The following is a 17,381-nucleotide window of genomic DNA, read 5'->3' as shown; positions in this document are numbered from 1 at the left end:
GGCGGGCGGTGCCCGCCCTACATCAGCCGCAAATCAATCGGAACGGTAGTTGTCCACCTCGCGGTAGCGTCGCGTATACAACCCGAACGCCAGCGCGGCGAGCAAGGCGAACGCGGCGAAGAAGAACATCTGGAACGCGGTGACGCTGAGCCCTGTGCCGGCAATGGAACCCGTGACGGTTTCGTTGCGCACGGCCGCGTTGGCCAGCAGCACCCACAGGTTGCCGACCGTGGTGGTGAGGTTCCAGAAACTCATCACCACGCCCTTCATCGACGCCGGCGCCTGGCTGTAGGCGAACTCCAGCCCGGTCGCCGAGACCAGCACCTCGCCGAAGGTCAGCAGCGCGTATGGCAGCACCTGCCACACGATCGACAGCGGGTCACCGCCGTCGATCACCACCTGCAGGCCGCCCACCACGATCCACGCCAGGCCGCTGAACGCGATGCCGGCGGTCATCCGGCGCAGCGCGGTGGGCTCGTAGCCGAGGCGCCGCAGCAGCGGGTACAGCACCAGGTTGTTGAACGGGATCAGCAGCATCACCAGCAGCGGGTTCAGCGCCTGCATCTGGGCGGGCTGGAACCACGACGGCATGGTCATCTCGTGGCCCTGCACCACCCAGGTCGAGGCCTTCTGGTCGAACAGCGAGAAGAACGGCGTGGTCAGCGCGAAGATCACCAGCACGCGCAGCACGTTGCGCGCGCCGTCCACCGCCGCGTCCGGGTGCCGACCGCGGGCGCGCTCCATCTGCAGCCAGGCGCCGCCGCCGACGCCGCCGATCAGCGCCACCAGCGCCAGGCAGGCCACGATCACGAAACCCAGCGTGCCGACGAAAGCGAAGCCGCCCAGCGCCGCCAGCACGCCGGCGGCTGCGATCCACAAGCCGGGCCGCGCCTGCCCCGGCCGACGGGTCAGCAAGGCCGTGCGCAATACCCGCGAGAACGCGTCGGGGTCCGGCGGCGCCGGCGGCAGCATCACGTACTGCTTGCGGCCCAGCCAGAACACTACGGTGGCGACGAACATCAGGGCGCCGGGAATGCCGAACGCCACCGCCGCGCCGAAGTGATGCAGGAACAGCGGCATCAGCAAGGAGGCGAAGAACGAGCCGAAGTTGATGATCCAGTAGAAGGCGTCGAACACCAGCTTCGCCAGGTGCTTGTTCGACTGGTCGAACTGGTCGCCCACGAACGAGGCCACCAACGGCTTGATGCCGCCCGCGCCCAGCGCGATCAGGCCCAGGCCGGTGAAGAAACCGAGGCGGCTGTGCTCGAAGACCGCCAGACAGGCATGGCCGGCGCAGTACACCAGGCTCATCCACAGCACGGTGTGGTACTTGCCGAAGAAGCGGTCGGCCAGCCAGCCGCCCAGCAACGGGAAGAAGTACACGCCGATCACGAAGGTGTGGAACACGTCCTTCGCCGCCAGCGTGCGCTGCCCTTCCGGCAGGTACAGCAACAACGTGGTGATCAGGAACGGCGTGAGGATGTTGCGCATCCCGTAGAAGGAAAAGCGCTCGCAGCCTTCGTTGCCGATGATGTAGGCGATCTGCCGCGGCAGGCGACCCTCGGCGTGCTCTGGGGTGGTGTTCATGTTCGACTCCGGGATCGGGGCGACGCGGTTTCAGCGTCGTGCGATCCCGCAGTTTGAGCAATTTCTTGCGATACCGGAACCCGGAAACCTCGCCCCGGTCGCACCGCCGGCCACTGCTGCCCTGCTAAGCTCGCGCCGCTTCCATCCGCCCACGAGTCTGCATGCGCCCACTCAAGTCGCTGATCCTGCTGGCAATCGTCCTCGCCGCGTTGGCGATCTGGAATCGCCATGGCGAGACGCCACAACCCCGGGTCGCACCCACCACCAGCGCACCCGGCCAGGCGGCGGTCGCGAATCCACCGGCGGACATGCTGCCGCCCGAGGCGCACGACACGCTGGAGCGGATCGCCCGCGGCGGCCCGTTCGGGCACGACCAGGATGGCGCCGTGTTCGGCAACTACGAAGGCCTGTTGCCGAAACAGCCGCGCGGCTACTACCACGAGTACACGGTGGAGACGCCGGGCGCGCGCAATCGCGGCGCACGGCGCATCATCACCGGCGGCACGCCGCCGGTTGTGTGGTACTACACCGACGATCATTACCGCAGTTTCCGCCGTCTCGAGACGGGCCGATGAGTCCGCACGGCTTCGACCTGGACCTGACCCGCCCAGCCATGAACGGGGTGTACTTCGTCAGTGCCGGCGACCTGGACCGGCTGGCCCGTGCCGCCGCGCGCGAGCAACTGCGGGTATGCCGCACCGACCTGGCCGGCTGCCACGGCAAGGACGAACTGCTGCGCCGGCTCGCCGCCTCGCTGCAGTTGCCGGCCACGTTCGGCCACAACTGGGACGCGCTGGCCGACTGCCTGCGCGATCTCGGCTGGATGCCGGCCTGGGGCTACCTGCTGTTGTTCGACCACGCCGACCAGCTGCTGCAGGCCGCGGAGGCTGACTACAACATCCTGCTCGGCATCCTCGACGACGCCGCCACTTTCGCCGGCGAGCACGACATGCCGTGGTTCGCCTGCCTGGCGCTGCCTGACGGCGCCTTCGACGAACACCCTGCCGCCTGACTCCCGCACCCCGGACACCCATGCAAACCATCGATTTTGAACTGGAAGGCGACTACGTCGAGCTCAACATGCTGATCAAGCTGGTGGGCCTGTGCGACAGCGGCGGCGCAGGCAAGGCGATCGTGGCCAGCGGCGCGGTGCGCGTGGACGGCACCGTGGAACTGCGCAAGACCTGCAAGATCCGCGCGGGCCAGGTGGTCGGCATCGACGACGTGGAGATCCACCTGCTGGCCGACCCCGAGGCCTAGCCCGGCAGGCCGTCCAGTCGCTGATCCAGACCGGCGTGCGCGGGCAGGCGCAACAGGAACGCCTCCTCCAGCACGCGCCGTATTTCGGCGCTGTCGCGCAGGCTGTGCCGCTCGGGCTCCTGGCCCAGCCGGCGCACGGTGTACTCATGGTTGAGCAGGCTCATGCGCCGGTCGGCGGTGGTGCGCGCCGCGATCAGGTTGCTCGGGAAGCGCGACGCCGGATGCGTGGAGACGTAGTGGTTGGCCACCACGTAGTCGACCATCTCGCAACGCCGCAGGTCGAAGCGGTACAACGTGAACCATTGACCGCGCACCTGCGACTGCATGCGCCACTCGCCGTCACGCTCGACCAGCCGGAACGGCTCATGGCCGGTCGGCTGTTCGATGTCGGCCTGCAGCCGCAGCGCACCGGTCAGCACCTGGCCGCCGAAACCGACGTCCGCCAGCCAGCTCATGCCCCCCAGCTCGACGCGCAGCAACATGTGGGTCTGCGCGGTGATCGCATCCTCCGGGTGCTGCCACAGCACCCGCGCGATCAGCCCCGACACCTCGAAGCCGATCGTGCGCAGCACCGCGGCGAACAGCAGGTTCTGCTCGAAGCAGTAGCCGCCGCGGCCGTCGTGCACCAGTTTGCGCTCCAGCGCCGGCGTATCCAGTTCGACCGGCAGGCCCAGCAGCGGGTTGAGGTTCTCGAACGGGATCGCGGCCACGTGCGCCACGGCCATGCCGCGCAAGGTGGCCAGGTCGGCGGCGACGCTGCCGTGCCAATCGATGCGCTTCAAGTAGGCACCCAGATCGATGGAACCTTGCATCCCTCAACTCCACGAAGCCGACAGATAATGATGGTACCCGGCCGGTCGTCGCCGCACAGGTAACCGATGGCATACGCCCGGCGAAGAACAGGTATCGGCCCCGATGGCCATTCCGGCGAGGCGCAGCATGATCCGTCACAGCACATTCCACGTCATGCCACTGGTCGCCCTGCTGATGCTGGGCGTGAGCGTGTGCCAGCCGGTGTCCGCCACCAGCGGTGCGCTCCCGGCGCCGACGCTCGATGCGCCGAAAACCGCCGCCCACGGCGAGCAGGTGGCGGTGCTGGCCGGCGGCTGCTTCTGGGGCGTCGAGGCGGTGTTCGAGCACGTCCGGGGCGTGCGCGCGGTGGTCGCCGGCTACGCCGGCGGCAATGCCGCCACCGCGCACTACGACGAGGTCAGCGGCGGCGATACCGGCCACGCCGAATCGGTGCAGGTGCATTTCGACCCGGCCCAGGTCAGCTACGGCACGCTGCTGCAGGTGTTCTTCTCGGTCGCGCTCGACCCCACCGAACGTAACCGGCAGGGTCCGGACGTCGGCAACCAGTACCGCTCGGTGATCTTCTACGCCGATGCCGGGCAGCAGCGGATCGCCGGTGCCTATCTCGCGCAGCTGGCCGCGGCGAAAGCCTTCCCCGCGCCGATCGTGACCCAGCTGGTGCCGCTGCAGGCGTTCTACCCGGCCGAGGCGTACCACCAGCATTACTTCCAGCTCCATCCGAACAACCCGTACATCGTCTACAACGATGCGCCGAAGGTGGCGCAGCTGAAGCGGCTGTTCCCTGCGCTGTACCAGCCAGACCGGCAGGTCGTCGAGGTGCAGCTGCACTGATTTGCCCGCACTGGCTTGCCTGCACTGGCTTGCATGGAGCGGCGCGGCCCCCATCTCGTGACTTCCGCGCATGTGCGCCGCTGGCCTGACGATCCCCCCACGTGCCACCCCACGCCTCTCCACCGCCGGCCGCATCGACCGAACTCACGCGCAGTTTCCTCGGCGTGTTCCGTTACAGCGGGCGCGCGATCGAACTGGTGTGGAGTACCAGCCACGCGCTGACGGTCGCGCTGGCCCTGCTGACGCTGGTCGCCGGCCTGCTGCCGGCCGGCGTGGCGTATGTCGGCGCGCATATCGTCGACGCGGTGGTGAACGCCAGCCGTGCGTGGTCCGCCAGCGGCCAGGCGGGTTTGCGACCGGTCTTCGCATGGGTGGCGCTGGAAGGCGTGCTGGTGGCGGCACTGGCCGGCGCGCAGCGCGGGCTGTCGCTGTGCCAGTCGCTGCTGCGCGCGCAACTGGGCCAGCGCGTCAATGTGATGATCCTGGAGAAGGCGCTGACCCTGGAGCTGGCGCACTTCGAAGATTCGGAGTTCTACGACAAGCTCACCCGCGCCCGCCGCGAGGCGTCGAGCCGGCCGCTGTCGCTGGTCACGCGCACGTTCGGGCTGGCGCAGAACGCGGTATCGCTGCTCAGTTACGGCACCTTGCTGTTCCAGTTCTCGCCATGGGCGGTGGCCGTGCTGCTGCTGGCCGGGCTGCCGGCGTTCTTCGCCGAGACGAAGTTCTCCGGCGACGCGTTCCGGCTGTTCCGCTGGCGCTCGCCGGAAACCCGCATGCAGCTGTACCTGGAAACCGTGCTGGCGCGCGAGGACCACGCCAAGGAAGTGAAGCTGTTCGGCCTCGGCCCGCTGCTGCTGGGTCGTTACCGCGACATCTTCGAAAAACTCTACAGCGACGACCGCGACCTCACCGTGCGCCGCGAGAGCTGGGGCTTCGGCCTGGGCCTGCTCGGCACACTCACGCTGTACGGCGCGTACGCGTGGATTGCGGCAAGCACCGTGGTCGCACGCATCACCCTGGGCCAGATGACGATGTACCTGATGCTGTTCCGCCAGGGCCAGGCGGCGGTATCGGCGATGCTTTCGGCGATCGGCGGCATGTACGAGGACAACCTGTACCTGTCGACCCTGTACGAGTACCTCGAAACGGCGGTGCCGCCTTCGCCGGGTACCGCACAACGCGGCGCGAAACCCGATGACGGCATCCGTTTCGAGCACGTCGGCTTCACCTACCCCGGCGCCGGCGAACCGGCACTGCACGACATCAACCTGCACATCCGTCCCGGCGAATCGCTGGCCCTGGTCGGCCAGAACGGCTCGGGCAAGACCACCCTGATCAAGCTGCTGACGCGCCTGTACACGCCGGACAGAGGCCGCATCCTGCTCGACGGCACCGACCTGCGCGAGTGGGACGAGGCCACCCTGCTGCAGCGCATCGGCGTGATCTTCCAGGATTTCGCCCGCTACCAGATGCGCGTGGGCGAGAATGTCGGCGCCGGCGACGTCAGCCACTTCGAGGACGAAGCGCGCTGGCGCGAAGCAAGCAACAAGGGCATGGCCAGCGACTTCATCGATACGCTGCCTGCCGGTTTCCAGACTCCGCTCGGCAAATGGTTCAACGACGGCCGCGAACTGTCCGGCGGCCAGTGGCAGAAGATCGCACTGGCGCGCGCCTTCATGCGCTCGCGCGCGGACATCCTGGTGCTGGACGAACCCACTGCCGCGATGGACGCCGCCGCCGAGGCCGCCATCTTCGAGCACTTCCGCGAACTGGCCGGCGGCCGCATCGCGATCCTGATCTCGCACCGCTTCTCCACGGTGCGCATGGCCGACCAGATCATCGTGATCCAGGATGGCCGCATCGTCGAGCACGGCAGCCACGAGCAGCTGATGGCGCTGGGCGGGCACTATGCGCAGCTGTTCTCGTTGCAGGCGCAGGGCTACCGCTGATCCGGGCAGTCGGCTTGACCATCGCCGCCCGCGCGCCCCATGCTTTGCCGTCTTGTCTGGATCGAAACACACGCATGAGCAGTCGCTACAACGCCGCCGACATCGAAGTCCTCTCCGGCCTGGATCCGGTCAAACGCCGGCCGGGCATGTACACCGACACCACCCGCCCGAACCATCTGGTGCAGGAGGTGGTGGACAACTCGGTGGACGAGGCGCTGGCCGGCCATGCGAAGAGCATCGAGGTGGTGTTGCACGGCGACGGCTCGGTGGAAGTGAGCGACGACGGCCGCGGCATGCCGGTGGACATCCATCCCGAGGAAGGCGTCTCCGGCGTCGAGCTGATCATGACCCGGCTGCACGCGGGCGGAAAATTCAGCGGCAAGAACTACAGTTTCTCCGGCGGTCTGCACGGCGTGGGCGTGTCGGTGGTCAACGCACTGTCCGACCGGGTGGACGTGACGATCCGCCGCGACGGTTCCGAATACCGCATGGTGTTCGCGCATGGCGACAAGGCCAGCCCGCTCGAAGTGATCGGCACGGTGCCGAAGAAGCGCAGCGGCACCACCCTGCGCTTCTGGCCCGAGTCGAAGTACTTCGACTCGCCGAAGATCTCGCTGCCGAAACTCAAGCACCTGCTGCGCGCCAAGGCGGTGCTGTGCGCCGGCCTCAACGTGAAGCTCACCGACGAAGCCAGCGGCGAGGTCGTCGAGTGGCATTACGAGGATGGCCTGCGCGACTACCTGCGCAGCGAACTCGACGGCATCGAGGCGTTGCCGAACGAGTTGTTCGTGCATCACATGGCGCGCGACGTCGAAGGCCTGGAAGTGGCGCTGGCCTGGCTGCCGGAAGGCGAGCTGGTGCAGGAGAGCTACGTCAACCTGATCCCCACCGCCCAAGGCGGCACCCACGTCAACGGCCTGCGCAGCGGGCTGACCACCGCGATCCGCGAGTTCTGCGACATCCGCAACCTGCTGCCGCGGGGCGTGAAGCTGGCGCCGGAGGACGTGTGGGAGCGGCTGTCGTTCGTGCTGTCCACGCGGCTGCAGGACCCGCAGTTCGCCGGCCAGACCAAGGAGCGACTCTCCTCGCGCCACGCCGCCGGCCTGGTCGAGAACGTCATCCACGACGCCTTCAGCCTGTGGCTGAACCAGCACGTGGAGATGGGCGAGCGCATCGCGCAGCTGGCGATCGAGCGCGCCAGCGCGCGGCTGAAGGCCGCCAAGCAGATCGTCCGCAAGAAGATCACCCAGGGCCCGCAGCTGCCCGGCAAGCTGGCCGACTGCACCGCCACCGACCTAAGCCGCACCGAGCTGTTCCTGGTCGAGGGCGACTCCGCCGGCGGCAGCGCCAAGCAGGCGCGCGACAAGGAGTTCCAGGCGATCCTGCCGCTGCGCGGCAAGATCCTCAACACCTGGGAGGTGGAGTCCACCTCGGTGCTGGCCTCCGAGGAAGTGCACAACCTCGCCGTGGCGATCGGCTGCGACCCTGGCAAGGACGATCTTTCCGGCCTGCGCTACGGCAAGGTGGTCATCCTCGCCGATGCCGATTCCGACGGCCTGCACATCGCCACCCTGCTGTCCGCGCTGTTCCTCAGGCACTTCCCGAAACTGGTCAGCGAAGGCCACGTGTTCGTGGCGATGCCGCCGCTGTTCCGCGTCGACGTAGGCAAGCAGGTGTTCTACTGCCTCGACGAGGCCGAGAAGGAGGCGATGCTGCAGCGGGTCGAGCGCGAAAAGATGAAGGGCGCGGTCAGCACCACCCGCTTCAAGGGCTTGGGCGAGATGAACCCGCCGCAGCTGCGCGAATCGACCATCCACCCGGATACCCGCCGGCTGGTGCAGCTCACCGTGGACGACGGCGACGGCACAGCGCGCCTCATGGACCTGCTGCTGGCGAAGAAGCGCGCCGGCGACCGCAAGTCCTGGCTGGAGGAAAAGGGCGACCTGGCGACGCTGGAGGTGTGATCCGCGCGGCAGCGCTAAGATGCCCGCATCGAGTGCGAGCAACGCCATGCCCCTGACCCCGCCCATCAACCTCAAGCGCTGGATCGACGAGCACCGTCACCTGCTGAAGCCGCCGGTCGGCAACAAGTGCATCGTCGACGGCGACTTCATCATCATGATCGTGGGCGGCCCCAACGCGCGCACCGATTACCACCACGATGAAGGCCCGGAGTTCTTCTACCAGCTCGAAGGCGAGATGGTGCTGAAGGTGCAGGACGACGGACGGGCCCGTGACATCCCGATCCGCGCCGGCGAGATGTTCTACCTGCCGCCGCGCGTGCCGCATTCGCCGCAGCGCATGCCGGCGTCGATCGGGCTGGTGATCGAGCGCCGCCGGACCGCCGGCGAGAAGGACGGCCTGCTGTGGTTCTGCGAACGCTGCAACCACAAGCTGTACGAGGAATATTTCGTGCTTGACGACATCGAGCGCGATTTCCCGCCGGTGTTCGATCGATTCTACGGTTCGCGCGAGGCGCGCACCTGCACCGCCTGCAACCATCTCAACCCGGCACCGGCGAAATACGCGTAGGTCGGGCACCGCCCGCCACGCTTCCACGGCAACATGCCGAACAGAGCCGGCGGACGGTGTCCGCCCTACGCCGCGCGCCCCAGCCACTTGTGCGCCATGCGCCGCAACGAAATATCGAGGCCTTGATCCTTCGCCACCTCGGCGACCGATCGCCAGGTCAGTGCGCGGGATTCCTGGTTGACGGTGAAGCGTTCGTCCGCTCCCGCGCGCACCACGTAACGCACGTCGTAGTGCCAGTGCTCCGCTTCATCGCCGCGCGCCGGAATGCGGTGCCGGTCGATGTCGAAGATGCCGCCTTCGGCGCGCAGGCCGGCCACGCCGGTCTCCTCCTGCGCCTCGCGCAGCGCTACCCGCATGAGATCCCCGTCGCCGTCGGCATGGCCGCCCGGTTGCAACCATCGATCCAGTTTGCAGTGATGCATCAGCAACACGCGCTCGCCGCCCCTGCACACCAGCCAGGCCGAGCCGGTGAAGTGGCCCACAGCATGGCCGCGCTCGAACACGGCCGCGTGCGAAGCGAGGAAAGCCTCGAACAGGGCGACCGCCTCGCCCTCTTCCGGATGGCGTGCGAGATAGTCGCCCAGCGCGGCGGCAAGTTGCGGAAGAAAGGGCGGCATGACTCGTGGCGGGAGACTGGAGAACCGTCGCCCATTCTAGCTGCATCGCACCTTGTACCCCTCCGGACGCTCCGCTATGGTTGGCCGTCCGTCGGCTCTCGCGCCCATCTTCGTCGCGTTTTCGTTCGAGCGCGACGTCGTTGTTTTCCGGGGAGCCACTGCATGCTGTTCAAGCGCATCAAGCCGATCGATCAGATCATCGCCACGGCCGAGAAGAAGGGCCTCACACGCCAGCTCGGCGCGTTCCAGCTCACCATGCTCGGCATCGGCGCGATCATCGGCACCGGCATCTTCGTGCTCACCGCCGAAGCGGGCCAGAAAGCCGGCCCCGGCATGATGATCGCGTTCGTGATCGCCGCGGTGGTCTGCGCGTTCGCCGCTCTCGCCTACGCCGAACTCGCCGCGATGGTCCCGGTGGCCGGCTCGGCCTACACCTACACCTATGGCGTACTCGGCGAGGGCACCGCCTGGGTGGTGGGCTGGGCGCTGGTGCTGGAATACACCATCGCCGCCAGCACCGTATGCGTGGGCTGGGCCGGTTACGTCAACGGCCTGCTGACGCATGCCGGATTCGGCCTGCCGCACTTCCTGCAGGTGGGCCCGATGGACGGCGGCAGCTTCAACCTGCTGGCCTGCCTGATCGGCCTTGCGGTCACCATCCTGCTGGTGATCGGCACTTCGAAGTCGGCCAAGGTCAACACCGTGCTGGTGCTGGTCAAGATCATCGCCCTTACCGCCTTCATCATTGTCGCGCTGCCGGCGGTGAAGGATCAGAACTTCACGCCCTTCGTGCCGAATGGCTGGGGCAGCCCGATGGGCGGCATCGGCGTGCTCGGCGCGGCGGCCTCCATCGTGTTCGCCTACATCGGCTTCGACGCCATCTCCACCGCGGCCGAGGAAACCAGGAACCCGAACCGCAATATCCCGATCGCGCTGATCGCCTCGCTGAGCGTGTGCACCATCTACTACCTGCTGGTGAGCTACACCGCGGTAGGCTCGGTGGGCGCGCAGCCCATGCTTGGCGCGGGCGGCGTGGCACTGGAACCGGGCACGCCGGCATTCGCGGCGGCGTGTCAGGGCTCGGATGCGCTGGTGTGCAGCAAGGAGGCGCTGGCCCACGTGGTGCGCCTGCTCGGCCACAACAACATCGCCGCCTTCATCGCCTTCGCCGCCGGCATCGCGCTGCCGTCGGTGATCCTGACCATGACCTACGGCCAGACCCGCATCTTCTTCACCATGTCGCGCGACGGGCTGCTGCCGAACTCGCTGGCCAAGATCCATCCGCGCTTCCACACACCCCACGTGATCACCCTGATCACCGGCAGCTTCGTCTCGCTGTTCGGCGCTCTGTTCCCGGTGGGCATCCTCGCCGACATCACCAATTCAGGCACGCTGTTCGCGTTCATCATGGTCGCGGTGGGCGTGCTGATCCTGCGCCGTACCCAGCCCGAGCGCCCCCGCCCGTTCCGCACCCCGCTGCCGTGGGTGGTTTGCCCGCTGGCCGTGATCGGCTGCCTGCTGCTGTTCCTCAACCTGTCGAAGGAAGCGAAGATCACGTTCTTCGTGTGGGGCGCCATCGGCCTGGTGGTGTACTACCTGTACGGTTACCGCAAGAGCCACCTGGCTTGTGGCGTCGAACCGGACTGATTCCGCACCCGCGCGCATCGTTCGCCACGCCGCCGGCACGACGCGTATCGTGCCGGTTTCACGTCCGGAAGCCCCATGCTCAAGCAACTGATCGCCCGCAAGACCGATTTCAACGAACCCGACGACACGCACGGCCCCACCCTGCGCCGTACCCTCGGGCCCTGGGGCCTGACCGCGCTGGGCATCGGCGCGGTGATCGGCGGCGGCATCTTCGTGATCACCGGCCAGGCAGCGGCCGACCACGCCGGGCCGGCGGTGATCCTGTCCTTCATCCTGGCGGCGATCTGCAGCACGTTCACCGCGCTGTGCTACGCCGAGTTCGCCACGCTGATCCCGGTTTCCGGCAGCGCCTATTCCTACGCCTATGCCACCCTGGGCGAGCTGATGGCCTGGTTCATCGGCTGGAACCTGGTGCTGGAGTACGGCGTGTCCGCCTCCGCCGTGGCGGTGAGCTGGACCGGCTACTTCCTCAGCCTGCTCGACCACATCGGGCATGCGTTCAACATGGACCTGAGCCTGCCCTCGGCGTTGACCCAGGCGCCGCTCGCGTTCACCGCCGACCACCACCTGGTCACCACCGGGGCACTGCTCAACCTGCCGGCGGTAGTGCTGATCCTGCTGCTGACCTGGATCTGCTACGTCGGCATCCGGGAGTCGAGCCTGGCCAATGCGGCGATGGTGGCGCTCAAGGTCGGCCTTATCACCCTGGTGATCGTGGTCGGCTGGCGCTACGTCGACCCGTCCAACTGGCACCCGTTCGTGCCCGAGTCGCAGGGCCACTACAAGTACGGCTGGGATGGCGTATTGCGCGGCGCGGCAATGGTGTTCTTCGCCTACATCGGCTTCGAGGCCACCTCGGTCGCCGCGCAGGAGTCGCGCAACCCGCAGCGTGACCTGCCGATCGGCATCCTCGCCTCGCTGGCGATCTGCACCGTGCTGTACATCGCGATGGCCGCGGTGATGACCGGCCTGACCTCCTACACCCTGCTCGGCACCGACGAGCCGGTGGTGACCGCCCTGCACGGACACCCGCAACTGGAATGGCTGCGCTGGCTGGTGGAGGTCGGTGCGCTGCTCGGCCTGTCGTCGGTGGTGCTGGTGATGATCATCGCGCAGCCGCGCATCTTCATGATCATGGGCCGCGACGGCATGCTGCCGAAGGTGTTCACCCGGATCCACCCGCGCTATCGCACGCCGCACCTCAACACGCTGATCACCGGCGCCGGCATCTCCCTGCTCGCCGCGGTCTTTCCGCTGGACGTGCTGGGCGACCTGGTGTCGATGGGCACGCTAATCGCGTTCATCGCGGTCTGCGCCGGCGTGTGGATCCTGCGGCATACCCGGCCGGAGCTGCCGCGCACCTTCCGCGTGCCGTTCGCGCCGGTGATCTGCACGCTCGGCATGCTCAGCTGCGCCGCCCTGCTGTCTACCATGGCCTGGTACAACTGGACGCTGATGATCGTCTGGACGTTCATCGGCCTGCTGATCTATTTCGGCTACAGCAACCGGCACAGCCACCTGCGCAGCCCGGCGACGGACGCCACCCGGCCCTGATGCATAATTTCGTCGAATATCGCCAGATATCGTCGAAAAAATGCCATATCCGGCGAAACGCCCGAAAAGATGCTTATCTACACGCATTGCGGGAATTCTCGAGAAATCCTGAGATCACCAGAATATTTCTTTATTTTTCAATGTATTAACGAGAATTTCCCAAGAGAAATCGCGGAACCGGTCGCCCATTTGGCGGACTCGGGAGTATCATCCTCAGTCCGCGGGTTGATCACTTGGCAGTGGGCCCCGGATCGCGGCTCGGCGCGTCAGGTGGGTAGCTCCTCGACCTGATGTGTCCGGGCCGCACTTTTGCCTGCGTATCGAACCGCATCATGCACTTCCGGGCAGATCCTCCCACACGAAAAAAGCCCGCCGTGCAGCGGGCTTTTCATGCGATTCGTGGAGCAGGTTGCGGTCAGGCTTTCTTCGGCGTGTGCGACATGCACCAGCCCTTCGCATTCACCGACTTGCCCGGGAACAGCTGGCATGGACCGCGGCCGGCGGGGCCGCCGCTGTAGAACTGGCAGTTGGCGCAGTCGTCGCCGGCCTTGTACTTCGCGTTGGTGGTCTTCTTGGCGTCTTCCACATAGCCCAATGCCTTCGCGGTCGGGTCCGACTCGCTCACCGGCGGCAGATCCGCTGCCCGTGCAAAGCGCGGCAGGCTGCCGATGACCACCGCCGCCGCCGTCGTGCCGGCAGCCACCTTGAGGAATCGGCGACGCGATTCGATATCTTGTTCTTTCGACATGGGCAAGCCTCCGTCGGAATCTGTCCGGCACACCCTGCGCCGGACCCGCACCGATGTTACGCCCACCGTCCAAATCTTTCCTGACTTGCGCGAATGGCTCTCATTCCAGCGAGGCGGCGAGCGGGGGCATGCTATAGTTGACGCTCATTTGGACGTCCAAACCGCATGAGCCAGATCCTCCCAGCAGCGATCCCCGCCAGGGCGTTCGAGCAGCGCGCCGACGCCATCGCCGATGCCGCGCGCGAGCTGTCCGCGCTCGGCTGGACGCCGGCGACCAGCAGCAACTTCTCGATGCGGGTCGACGCCGGCCATGCGGCGATCACCGTCTCCGGCCGGCACAAGGGCAGGCTCGGCCGCGACGACATCATGCTGATCGACCTGGAGGGCCATGCCGTCGGTACCGACGCCCGACCCAGCGCCGAAACGGCGTTGCACACCCAGATCTACCGGCGCTGGCCGGAGATGAATGCGGTGCTGCACACCCACTCGCGCACGCAAAGCGTGGCGTCGCGGCTGTTCGCCGGCGAGGGCGTGATCCGGCTGCAGGGCTGGGAACTGCAGAAGGCAATCACTGGCTATCACACCCACGAAAGCGTGCTGGAGATCCCGGTGTTCCCGAACACCCAGCACATGCCCGAGCTGGTGGCCCGGGTCGATGCCTGGCTGGATGCAGGCAAGCCGCTGCATGCCTACCTGATCGACGGTCACGGCATCTACACCTGGGGCCGCGACATGGCCGAGACGCAGCGCCACCTGGAGGCGCTGGAGTTCCTGCTCGGCTGCGAACTTGACCTGAAAAAACTGAGGGCATCATGAGCCGCCTGCGCATCTTCGACGAAACCCGACCGCAATCGCCGCTGGTGGTGATCGACGAACACGCCGCGATCGCCGCGGAACTCGGCAATGCGGGCGTCCGCTTCGAACAGTGGGAGGCAAGCCAGCCGATCGCGCCGGGCGCCAGCCAGGACGAGGTGATCGCCGCCTATCGCGGCGACATCGACCGGCTGATGCGCGAGGAAGGCTACCAGGCCGTGGACGTGATCAGCCTCGCTCCCGATCACCCCGACCGCGCGACGCTGCGCCAGAAGTTCCTCAGCGAACATACCCACAGCGAGGACGAGGTGCGCTTCTTCGTCGCCGGCGCCGGCCAGTTCACCCTGCACCTCGGCGGCAAGGTCTACGACATCCTGTGCGAACAGGGCGACCTGATCGGCGTACCCGACGGCACCCGCCACTGGTTCGACATGAGCGAATCGCCCTACTTCGTGGCGATCCGGCTGTTCACCAACAAGGAAGGCTGGGTGGCCAACTTCACCGGTGACGACATCGCCTCGCGCTTCCCGCGCATGGCGCCTGCCGTGTAGGAGCCTGCTCGCGGGCGACGCTCTTCCCGAATCCGGATCCCGAAGCCATGATCGAAATCCGCGCCATCGTCACCGATATCGAAGGCACCACCAGCTCGATCGACTTCGTCCGCGACGTGCTGTTCCCTTACGCGCGCAAGCGGCTGCCCGCCTTCGTCGAAACCCACGGCAACAAGCCCGAGGTGCAGCATTGGCTGCACGAGGCGGTCCGTGAGGCCGGGCTGGTCGAGGCCAGCCGCCAGGACGTCATCGAGCTGCTGCTGCAGTGGATCGACCAGGACCGCAAGTCCACCGCGCTGAAGGCGCTGCAGGGCATGATCTGGAAGGACGGTTACGAGGCGGGCGACTACCGCGCCCACGTCTACCCGGAGGTGGCCGCGCGGCTGCGCGACTGGCGTGCCGACGGCCTGCGGCTGTACGTCTATTCCTCCGGCTCGGTGCCGGCGCAGAAACTGTTTTTCCAGCACAGCGAAGCCGGCGACCTGGGCGCGCTGTTCGCCGGCTACTTCGATACCGAAACCGGGCCGAAGCGCGAATCGGAATCCTATCGGCGCATCGCCGAAGCGATCGGCGAGCAGCCCCGGCACCTGTTGTTCCTGTCCGACATCGTGGAGGAACTCGACGCCGCGCAGGCAGCCGGCTTCCACACCGGCTGGCTGGTGCGCGAGCCGCAGGCCCTGCCCGCTTCGCCGCGCCACGCCGTCTACCGCGACTTCGGCGCGATCACGCCGTGAGTCCGCACGCGGATCCGCCATGCGCCACGCCCTGACCACCCTGCTCGCGTTCGCCGCCGGCGTGCTGCTGGCCATCTGGTGGCCCGTCCACCGACCGGCGCCGATGGTCGGCGACCACCCCGCACTGGCGACATCCGCCAGCGTGGAGCCTGCGGATTCCGGTGCCGGCGTCGCACTCGACAACTGGCCCACGCAGGGGCCGACCCCGGAGCAGATCCTGTACGCGCAGCCCCGGATGATGCGCGAGGCGCTATCAGGACTCGGCCCACGCGTGCCCGGCAAGCCGAATCTCTATCTGCTTGCTTTCGCCGGCGACGGCGGCGAGGACGTGTTCCGCAACGAGGCCGAGTACGCCGCGCAACTGTTCGCGCAGCGCTTCGGCGCCAGTGCCCACAGCCTGGTGCTGGAGAACAACCCGGCCACGCTTGCCACCCGGCCGCTGGCCAGCTGGAGCAACCTGGAAACCGCGCTGGAAGGGTTGGGCAAGGCGATGCAGCCGGAGCAGGACATCCTGTTGCTGTACCTCACCAGCCACGGCGACAAGGAGCACAACCTGCTGCTGGACATGGACCCGCTGCCGCTGGACCAGCTCGGCGCCAGCGATCTGGCCGGCATCCTGGCGATGCACCCGTTCAAGTGGAAAGTGCTGGTGGTGAACGCCTGCTATTCCGGCGGCTTCGTGCCGCCGCTGCGCGGCCCCGGCACCCTGGTGCTCACTGCCGCCCGCGCCGACCGCAGCTCGTTCGGCTGCGGCAGCGATTCCGACATCACCTACTTCGGCAGGGCCTGGCTGGTCGATGCGCTGAACCACACCGACAATTTCGCGGACGCGTTCGAGCGCGCCAGCGGCGAGATCAGCCGGTGGGAACGGCAGGACAAACTCACCCCTTCCGAACCGCAGATCGACGTCGGCAGCGGCATCGCCACGCAGCTGGCGTTGTGGCGCAAGGGCATCACGCCCGGGCCGGCGGTGCCGTTCAAGCCGGCGCTGCCGGCGGCCAACGTCTCCGCCGCCACGCCCCGATAACCCGGTTCAGCCGCGTCCCGCATGCCGGTCCGCCAACACGCGGACCACGTCGGCCAAGCCAAGCGCGCGCGCGCGCAACGCCACGGCGAGATGGAACACCAGGTCCGCCGCCTCACCCAGCAGTTCGGCATCGTCTTGCGCCACCGCGGCCAGCGCGGTCTCCACGCCTTCCTCGCCCACCTTCTGCGCGATGCGGCGGATGCCGCCGTCGAACAGCCGGGTGGTGTAGCTGCCGGCCGGACGTTCAACGTGGCGCTGCTCGACCAGGGCATCGAGTTCGGCGAGGAAACCGAGCGGCGGGCGTACGTCGGCGCTGTCGCCGAAGCAGCTGGAGGTGCCAAGGTGGCAGGTCGGCCCGTGCGGGGCGGCCTGGATCAGCAGGGTGTCGGCGTCGCAGTCGATGCGGATCGACTTCAGCGCGAGCACGTGGCCGGAGCTTTCGCCCTTGGTCCACAGGCGTTGCTTGCTGCGGCTGTAGAAGGTGACCTGGCCGCTGGCTTGGGTGGAGGCCAGCGCCTCCTTGTTCATATAACCCAGCATCAGCACCTCGCCCGTCAGCCAGTGCTGCACGATGGCGGGCAGCAGGCCGTCGCCCTTGGCCCAGTCTAGGTGGGAAAGATCGGGATTGGGATCAGTCATCGGGATACCTGCTGCGAACATGCGTCGAAGCATGTAATGAAGTTTGGCTCTCCCGTCATCCCGGGGAAAGCCGGAATGA

General features: G+C 67.3%; 18 protein-coding genes. 13 read left to right on the top strand and 5 right to left on the bottom strand.

Annotation, left to right across the window (positions count from 1 at the left end):
* Positions 1 to 33 precede the first annotated feature (33 nt).
* Positions 34 to 1,587, bottom strand: a complete 1,554-nt coding sequence (locus AC1Q5A_RS13210; protein WP_492701306.1) for a POT-type proton-dependent oligopeptide transporter — start codon at positions 1,585 to 1,587, stop codon at positions 34 to 36.
* A gap of 161 nt (positions 1,588 to 1,748) precedes the next feature.
* Here AC1Q5A_RS13210 and AC1Q5A_RS13205 point away from each other — a divergent pair, with 161 nt between their 5' ends.
* The 3 genes from AC1Q5A_RS13205 to AC1Q5A_RS13195 are packed head-to-tail and all read left to right on the top strand — an operon-like array spanning position 1,749 to position 2,847.
* Positions 1,749 to 2,162 carry a guanyl-specific ribonuclease gene (locus tag AC1Q5A_RS13205; RefSeq protein ID WP_492701304.1) on the top strand — a complete coding sequence of 138 codons (414 nt, stop codon included), beginning with the start codon at positions 1,749 to 1,751 and terminating at the stop codon, positions 2,160 to 2,162.
* Positions 2,159 to 2,599: a barstar family protein gene (locus AC1Q5A_RS13200; protein WP_492701302.1), complete on the top strand. Its 441-nt coding sequence runs from the start codon at positions 2,159 to 2,161 to the stop codon at positions 2,597 to 2,599. The genes AC1Q5A_RS13205 and AC1Q5A_RS13200 overlap by 4 nt, the downstream gene beginning before the upstream one ends.
* Before the next feature lie 20 nt (positions 2,600 to 2,619).
* Positions 2,620 to 2,847 carry an RNA-binding S4 domain-containing protein gene (locus AC1Q5A_RS13195; protein ID WP_492701300.1) on the top strand — a complete coding sequence of 76 codons (228 nt, stop codon included), beginning with the start codon at positions 2,620 to 2,622 and terminating at the stop codon, positions 2,845 to 2,847.
* Here AC1Q5A_RS13195 and AC1Q5A_RS13190 read toward each other — a convergent pair.
* On the bottom strand, positions 2,844 to 3,659 hold the full coding sequence (locus AC1Q5A_RS13190) for an arylamine N-acetyltransferase family protein (protein WP_492701298.1): 816 nt from the start codon (positions 3,657 to 3,659) through the stop codon (positions 2,844 to 2,846). The two genes, AC1Q5A_RS13195 and AC1Q5A_RS13190, sit on opposite strands and share 4 nt — an antisense overlap.
* 127 nt (positions 3,660 to 3,786) lie before the next feature.
* On the opposite strand from AC1Q5A_RS13190, the gene msrA reads away from it, so the two are divergent.
* From msrA to AC1Q5A_RS13170, 4 genes are all read left to right on the top strand, one after another.
* Positions 3,787 to 4,491 carry a peptide-methionine (S)-S-oxide reductase MsrA gene (gene msrA, locus AC1Q5A_RS13185; RefSeq protein ID WP_492701296.1) on the top strand — a complete coding sequence of 235 codons (705 nt, stop codon included), beginning with the start codon at positions 3,787 to 3,789 and terminating at the stop codon, positions 4,489 to 4,491.
* Between the two features lie 101 nt (positions 4,492 to 4,592).
* Complete coding sequence (locus tag AC1Q5A_RS13180) at positions 4,593 to 6,440, top strand: ABC transporter ATP-binding protein (RefSeq protein WP_492701294.1); 1,848 nt, start codon at positions 4,593 to 4,595, stop codon at positions 6,438 to 6,440.
* A gap of 74 nt (positions 6,441 to 6,514) precedes the next feature.
* A complete protein-coding gene (parE, locus tag AC1Q5A_RS13175; RefSeq protein ID WP_492701292.1) occupies positions 6,515 to 8,404 on the top strand; it encodes a DNA topoisomerase IV subunit B in 1,890 nt (629 codons plus the stop codon).
* Positions 8,405 to 8,450: 46 nt separating this feature from the next.
* On the top strand, positions 8,451 to 8,972 hold the full coding sequence (locus tag AC1Q5A_RS13170) for a 3-hydroxyanthranilate 3,4-dioxygenase (RefSeq protein WP_492701290.1): 522 nt from the start codon (positions 8,451 to 8,453) through the stop codon (positions 8,970 to 8,972).
* Between the two features lie 65 nt (positions 8,973 to 9,037).
* On the opposite strand, the gene AC1Q5A_RS13165 is transcribed toward AC1Q5A_RS13170, so the two are convergent.
* Positions 9,038 to 9,589: an NUDIX hydrolase gene (locus AC1Q5A_RS13165; RefSeq protein ID WP_492701288.1), complete on the bottom strand. Its 552-nt coding sequence runs from the start codon at positions 9,587 to 9,589 to the stop codon at positions 9,038 to 9,040.
* A 162-nt stretch (positions 9,590 to 9,751) separates the two neighbouring features.
* On the opposite strand from AC1Q5A_RS13165, the gene AC1Q5A_RS13160 reads away from it, so the two are divergent.
* Complete coding sequence (locus tag AC1Q5A_RS13160) at positions 9,752 to 11,236, top strand: amino acid permease (RefSeq protein WP_492701286.1); 1,485 nt, start codon at positions 9,752 to 9,754, stop codon at positions 11,234 to 11,236.
* Between the two features lie 75 nt (positions 11,237 to 11,311).
* Positions 11,312 to 12,790, top strand: a complete 1,479-nt coding sequence (locus AC1Q5A_RS13155) for an amino acid permease (RefSeq protein ID WP_492701284.1) — start codon at positions 11,312 to 11,314, stop codon at positions 12,788 to 12,790.
* A 415-nt stretch (positions 12,791 to 13,205) separates the two neighbouring features.
* Here the strand turns inward: AC1Q5A_RS13155 and AC1Q5A_RS13150 are convergent, their stop codons facing one another.
* Positions 13,206 to 13,538, bottom strand: coding sequence for a high-potential iron-sulfur protein (locus AC1Q5A_RS13150; protein ID WP_492701282.1), 333 nt, complete (start codon positions 13,536 to 13,538; stop codon positions 13,206 to 13,208).
* Positions 13,539 to 13,703: 165 nt separating this feature from the next.
* On the opposite strand from AC1Q5A_RS13150, the gene AC1Q5A_RS13145 reads away from it, so the two are divergent.
* Genes AC1Q5A_RS13145 through AC1Q5A_RS13130 form a run of 4 tightly spaced genes read left to right on the top strand, consistent with a single transcriptional unit; the run spans position 13,704 to position 16,663 of the window.
* Positions 13,704 to 14,354 (top strand): methylthioribulose 1-phosphate dehydratase, encoded by a 651-nt coding sequence (locus tag AC1Q5A_RS13145; RefSeq protein WP_492701280.1) that lies wholly within the window; start codon positions 13,704 to 13,706, stop codon positions 14,352 to 14,354.
* Positions 14,351 to 14,902, top strand: coding sequence for a 1,2-dihydroxy-3-keto-5-methylthiopentene dioxygenase (locus AC1Q5A_RS13140; protein WP_492701278.1), 552 nt, complete (start codon positions 14,351 to 14,353; stop codon positions 14,900 to 14,902). Before AC1Q5A_RS13145 ends, AC1Q5A_RS13140 begins: the two co-directional genes overlap by 4 nt.
* A gap of 47 nt (positions 14,903 to 14,949) precedes the next feature.
* On the top strand, positions 14,950 to 15,636 hold the full coding sequence (mtnC, locus tag AC1Q5A_RS13135) for an acireductone synthase (RefSeq protein WP_492701276.1): 687 nt from the start codon (positions 14,950 to 14,952) through the stop codon (positions 15,634 to 15,636).
* A 19-nt stretch (positions 15,637 to 15,655) separates the two neighbouring features.
* The gene (locus AC1Q5A_RS13130; RefSeq protein ID WP_492701274.1) at positions 15,656 to 16,663 is read left to right on the top strand and encodes a C13 family peptidase; all 1,008 of its coding nucleotides are present in this window, start codon (positions 15,656 to 15,658) and stop codon (positions 16,661 to 16,663) included.
* Between the two features lie 6 nt (positions 16,664 to 16,669).
* Here AC1Q5A_RS13130 and hisIE read toward each other — a convergent pair whose 3' ends face one another.
* Positions 16,670 to 17,302: a bifunctional phosphoribosyl-AMP cyclohydrolase/phosphoribosyl-ATP diphosphatase HisIE gene (gene hisIE, locus AC1Q5A_RS13125; RefSeq protein ID WP_492701272.1), complete on the bottom strand. Its 633-nt coding sequence runs from the start codon at positions 17,300 to 17,302 to the stop codon at positions 16,670 to 16,672.
* Between the last annotated feature and the right edge of the window lie 79 nt (positions 17,303 to 17,381).

It is taken from the genome of Rhodanobacter sp. GW835-FHT13D09 (assembly GCF_058793995.1).
Note: the sequence above shows the minus strand (reverse complement) of the source record. Positions and strands in the feature narration are given on the sequence as shown.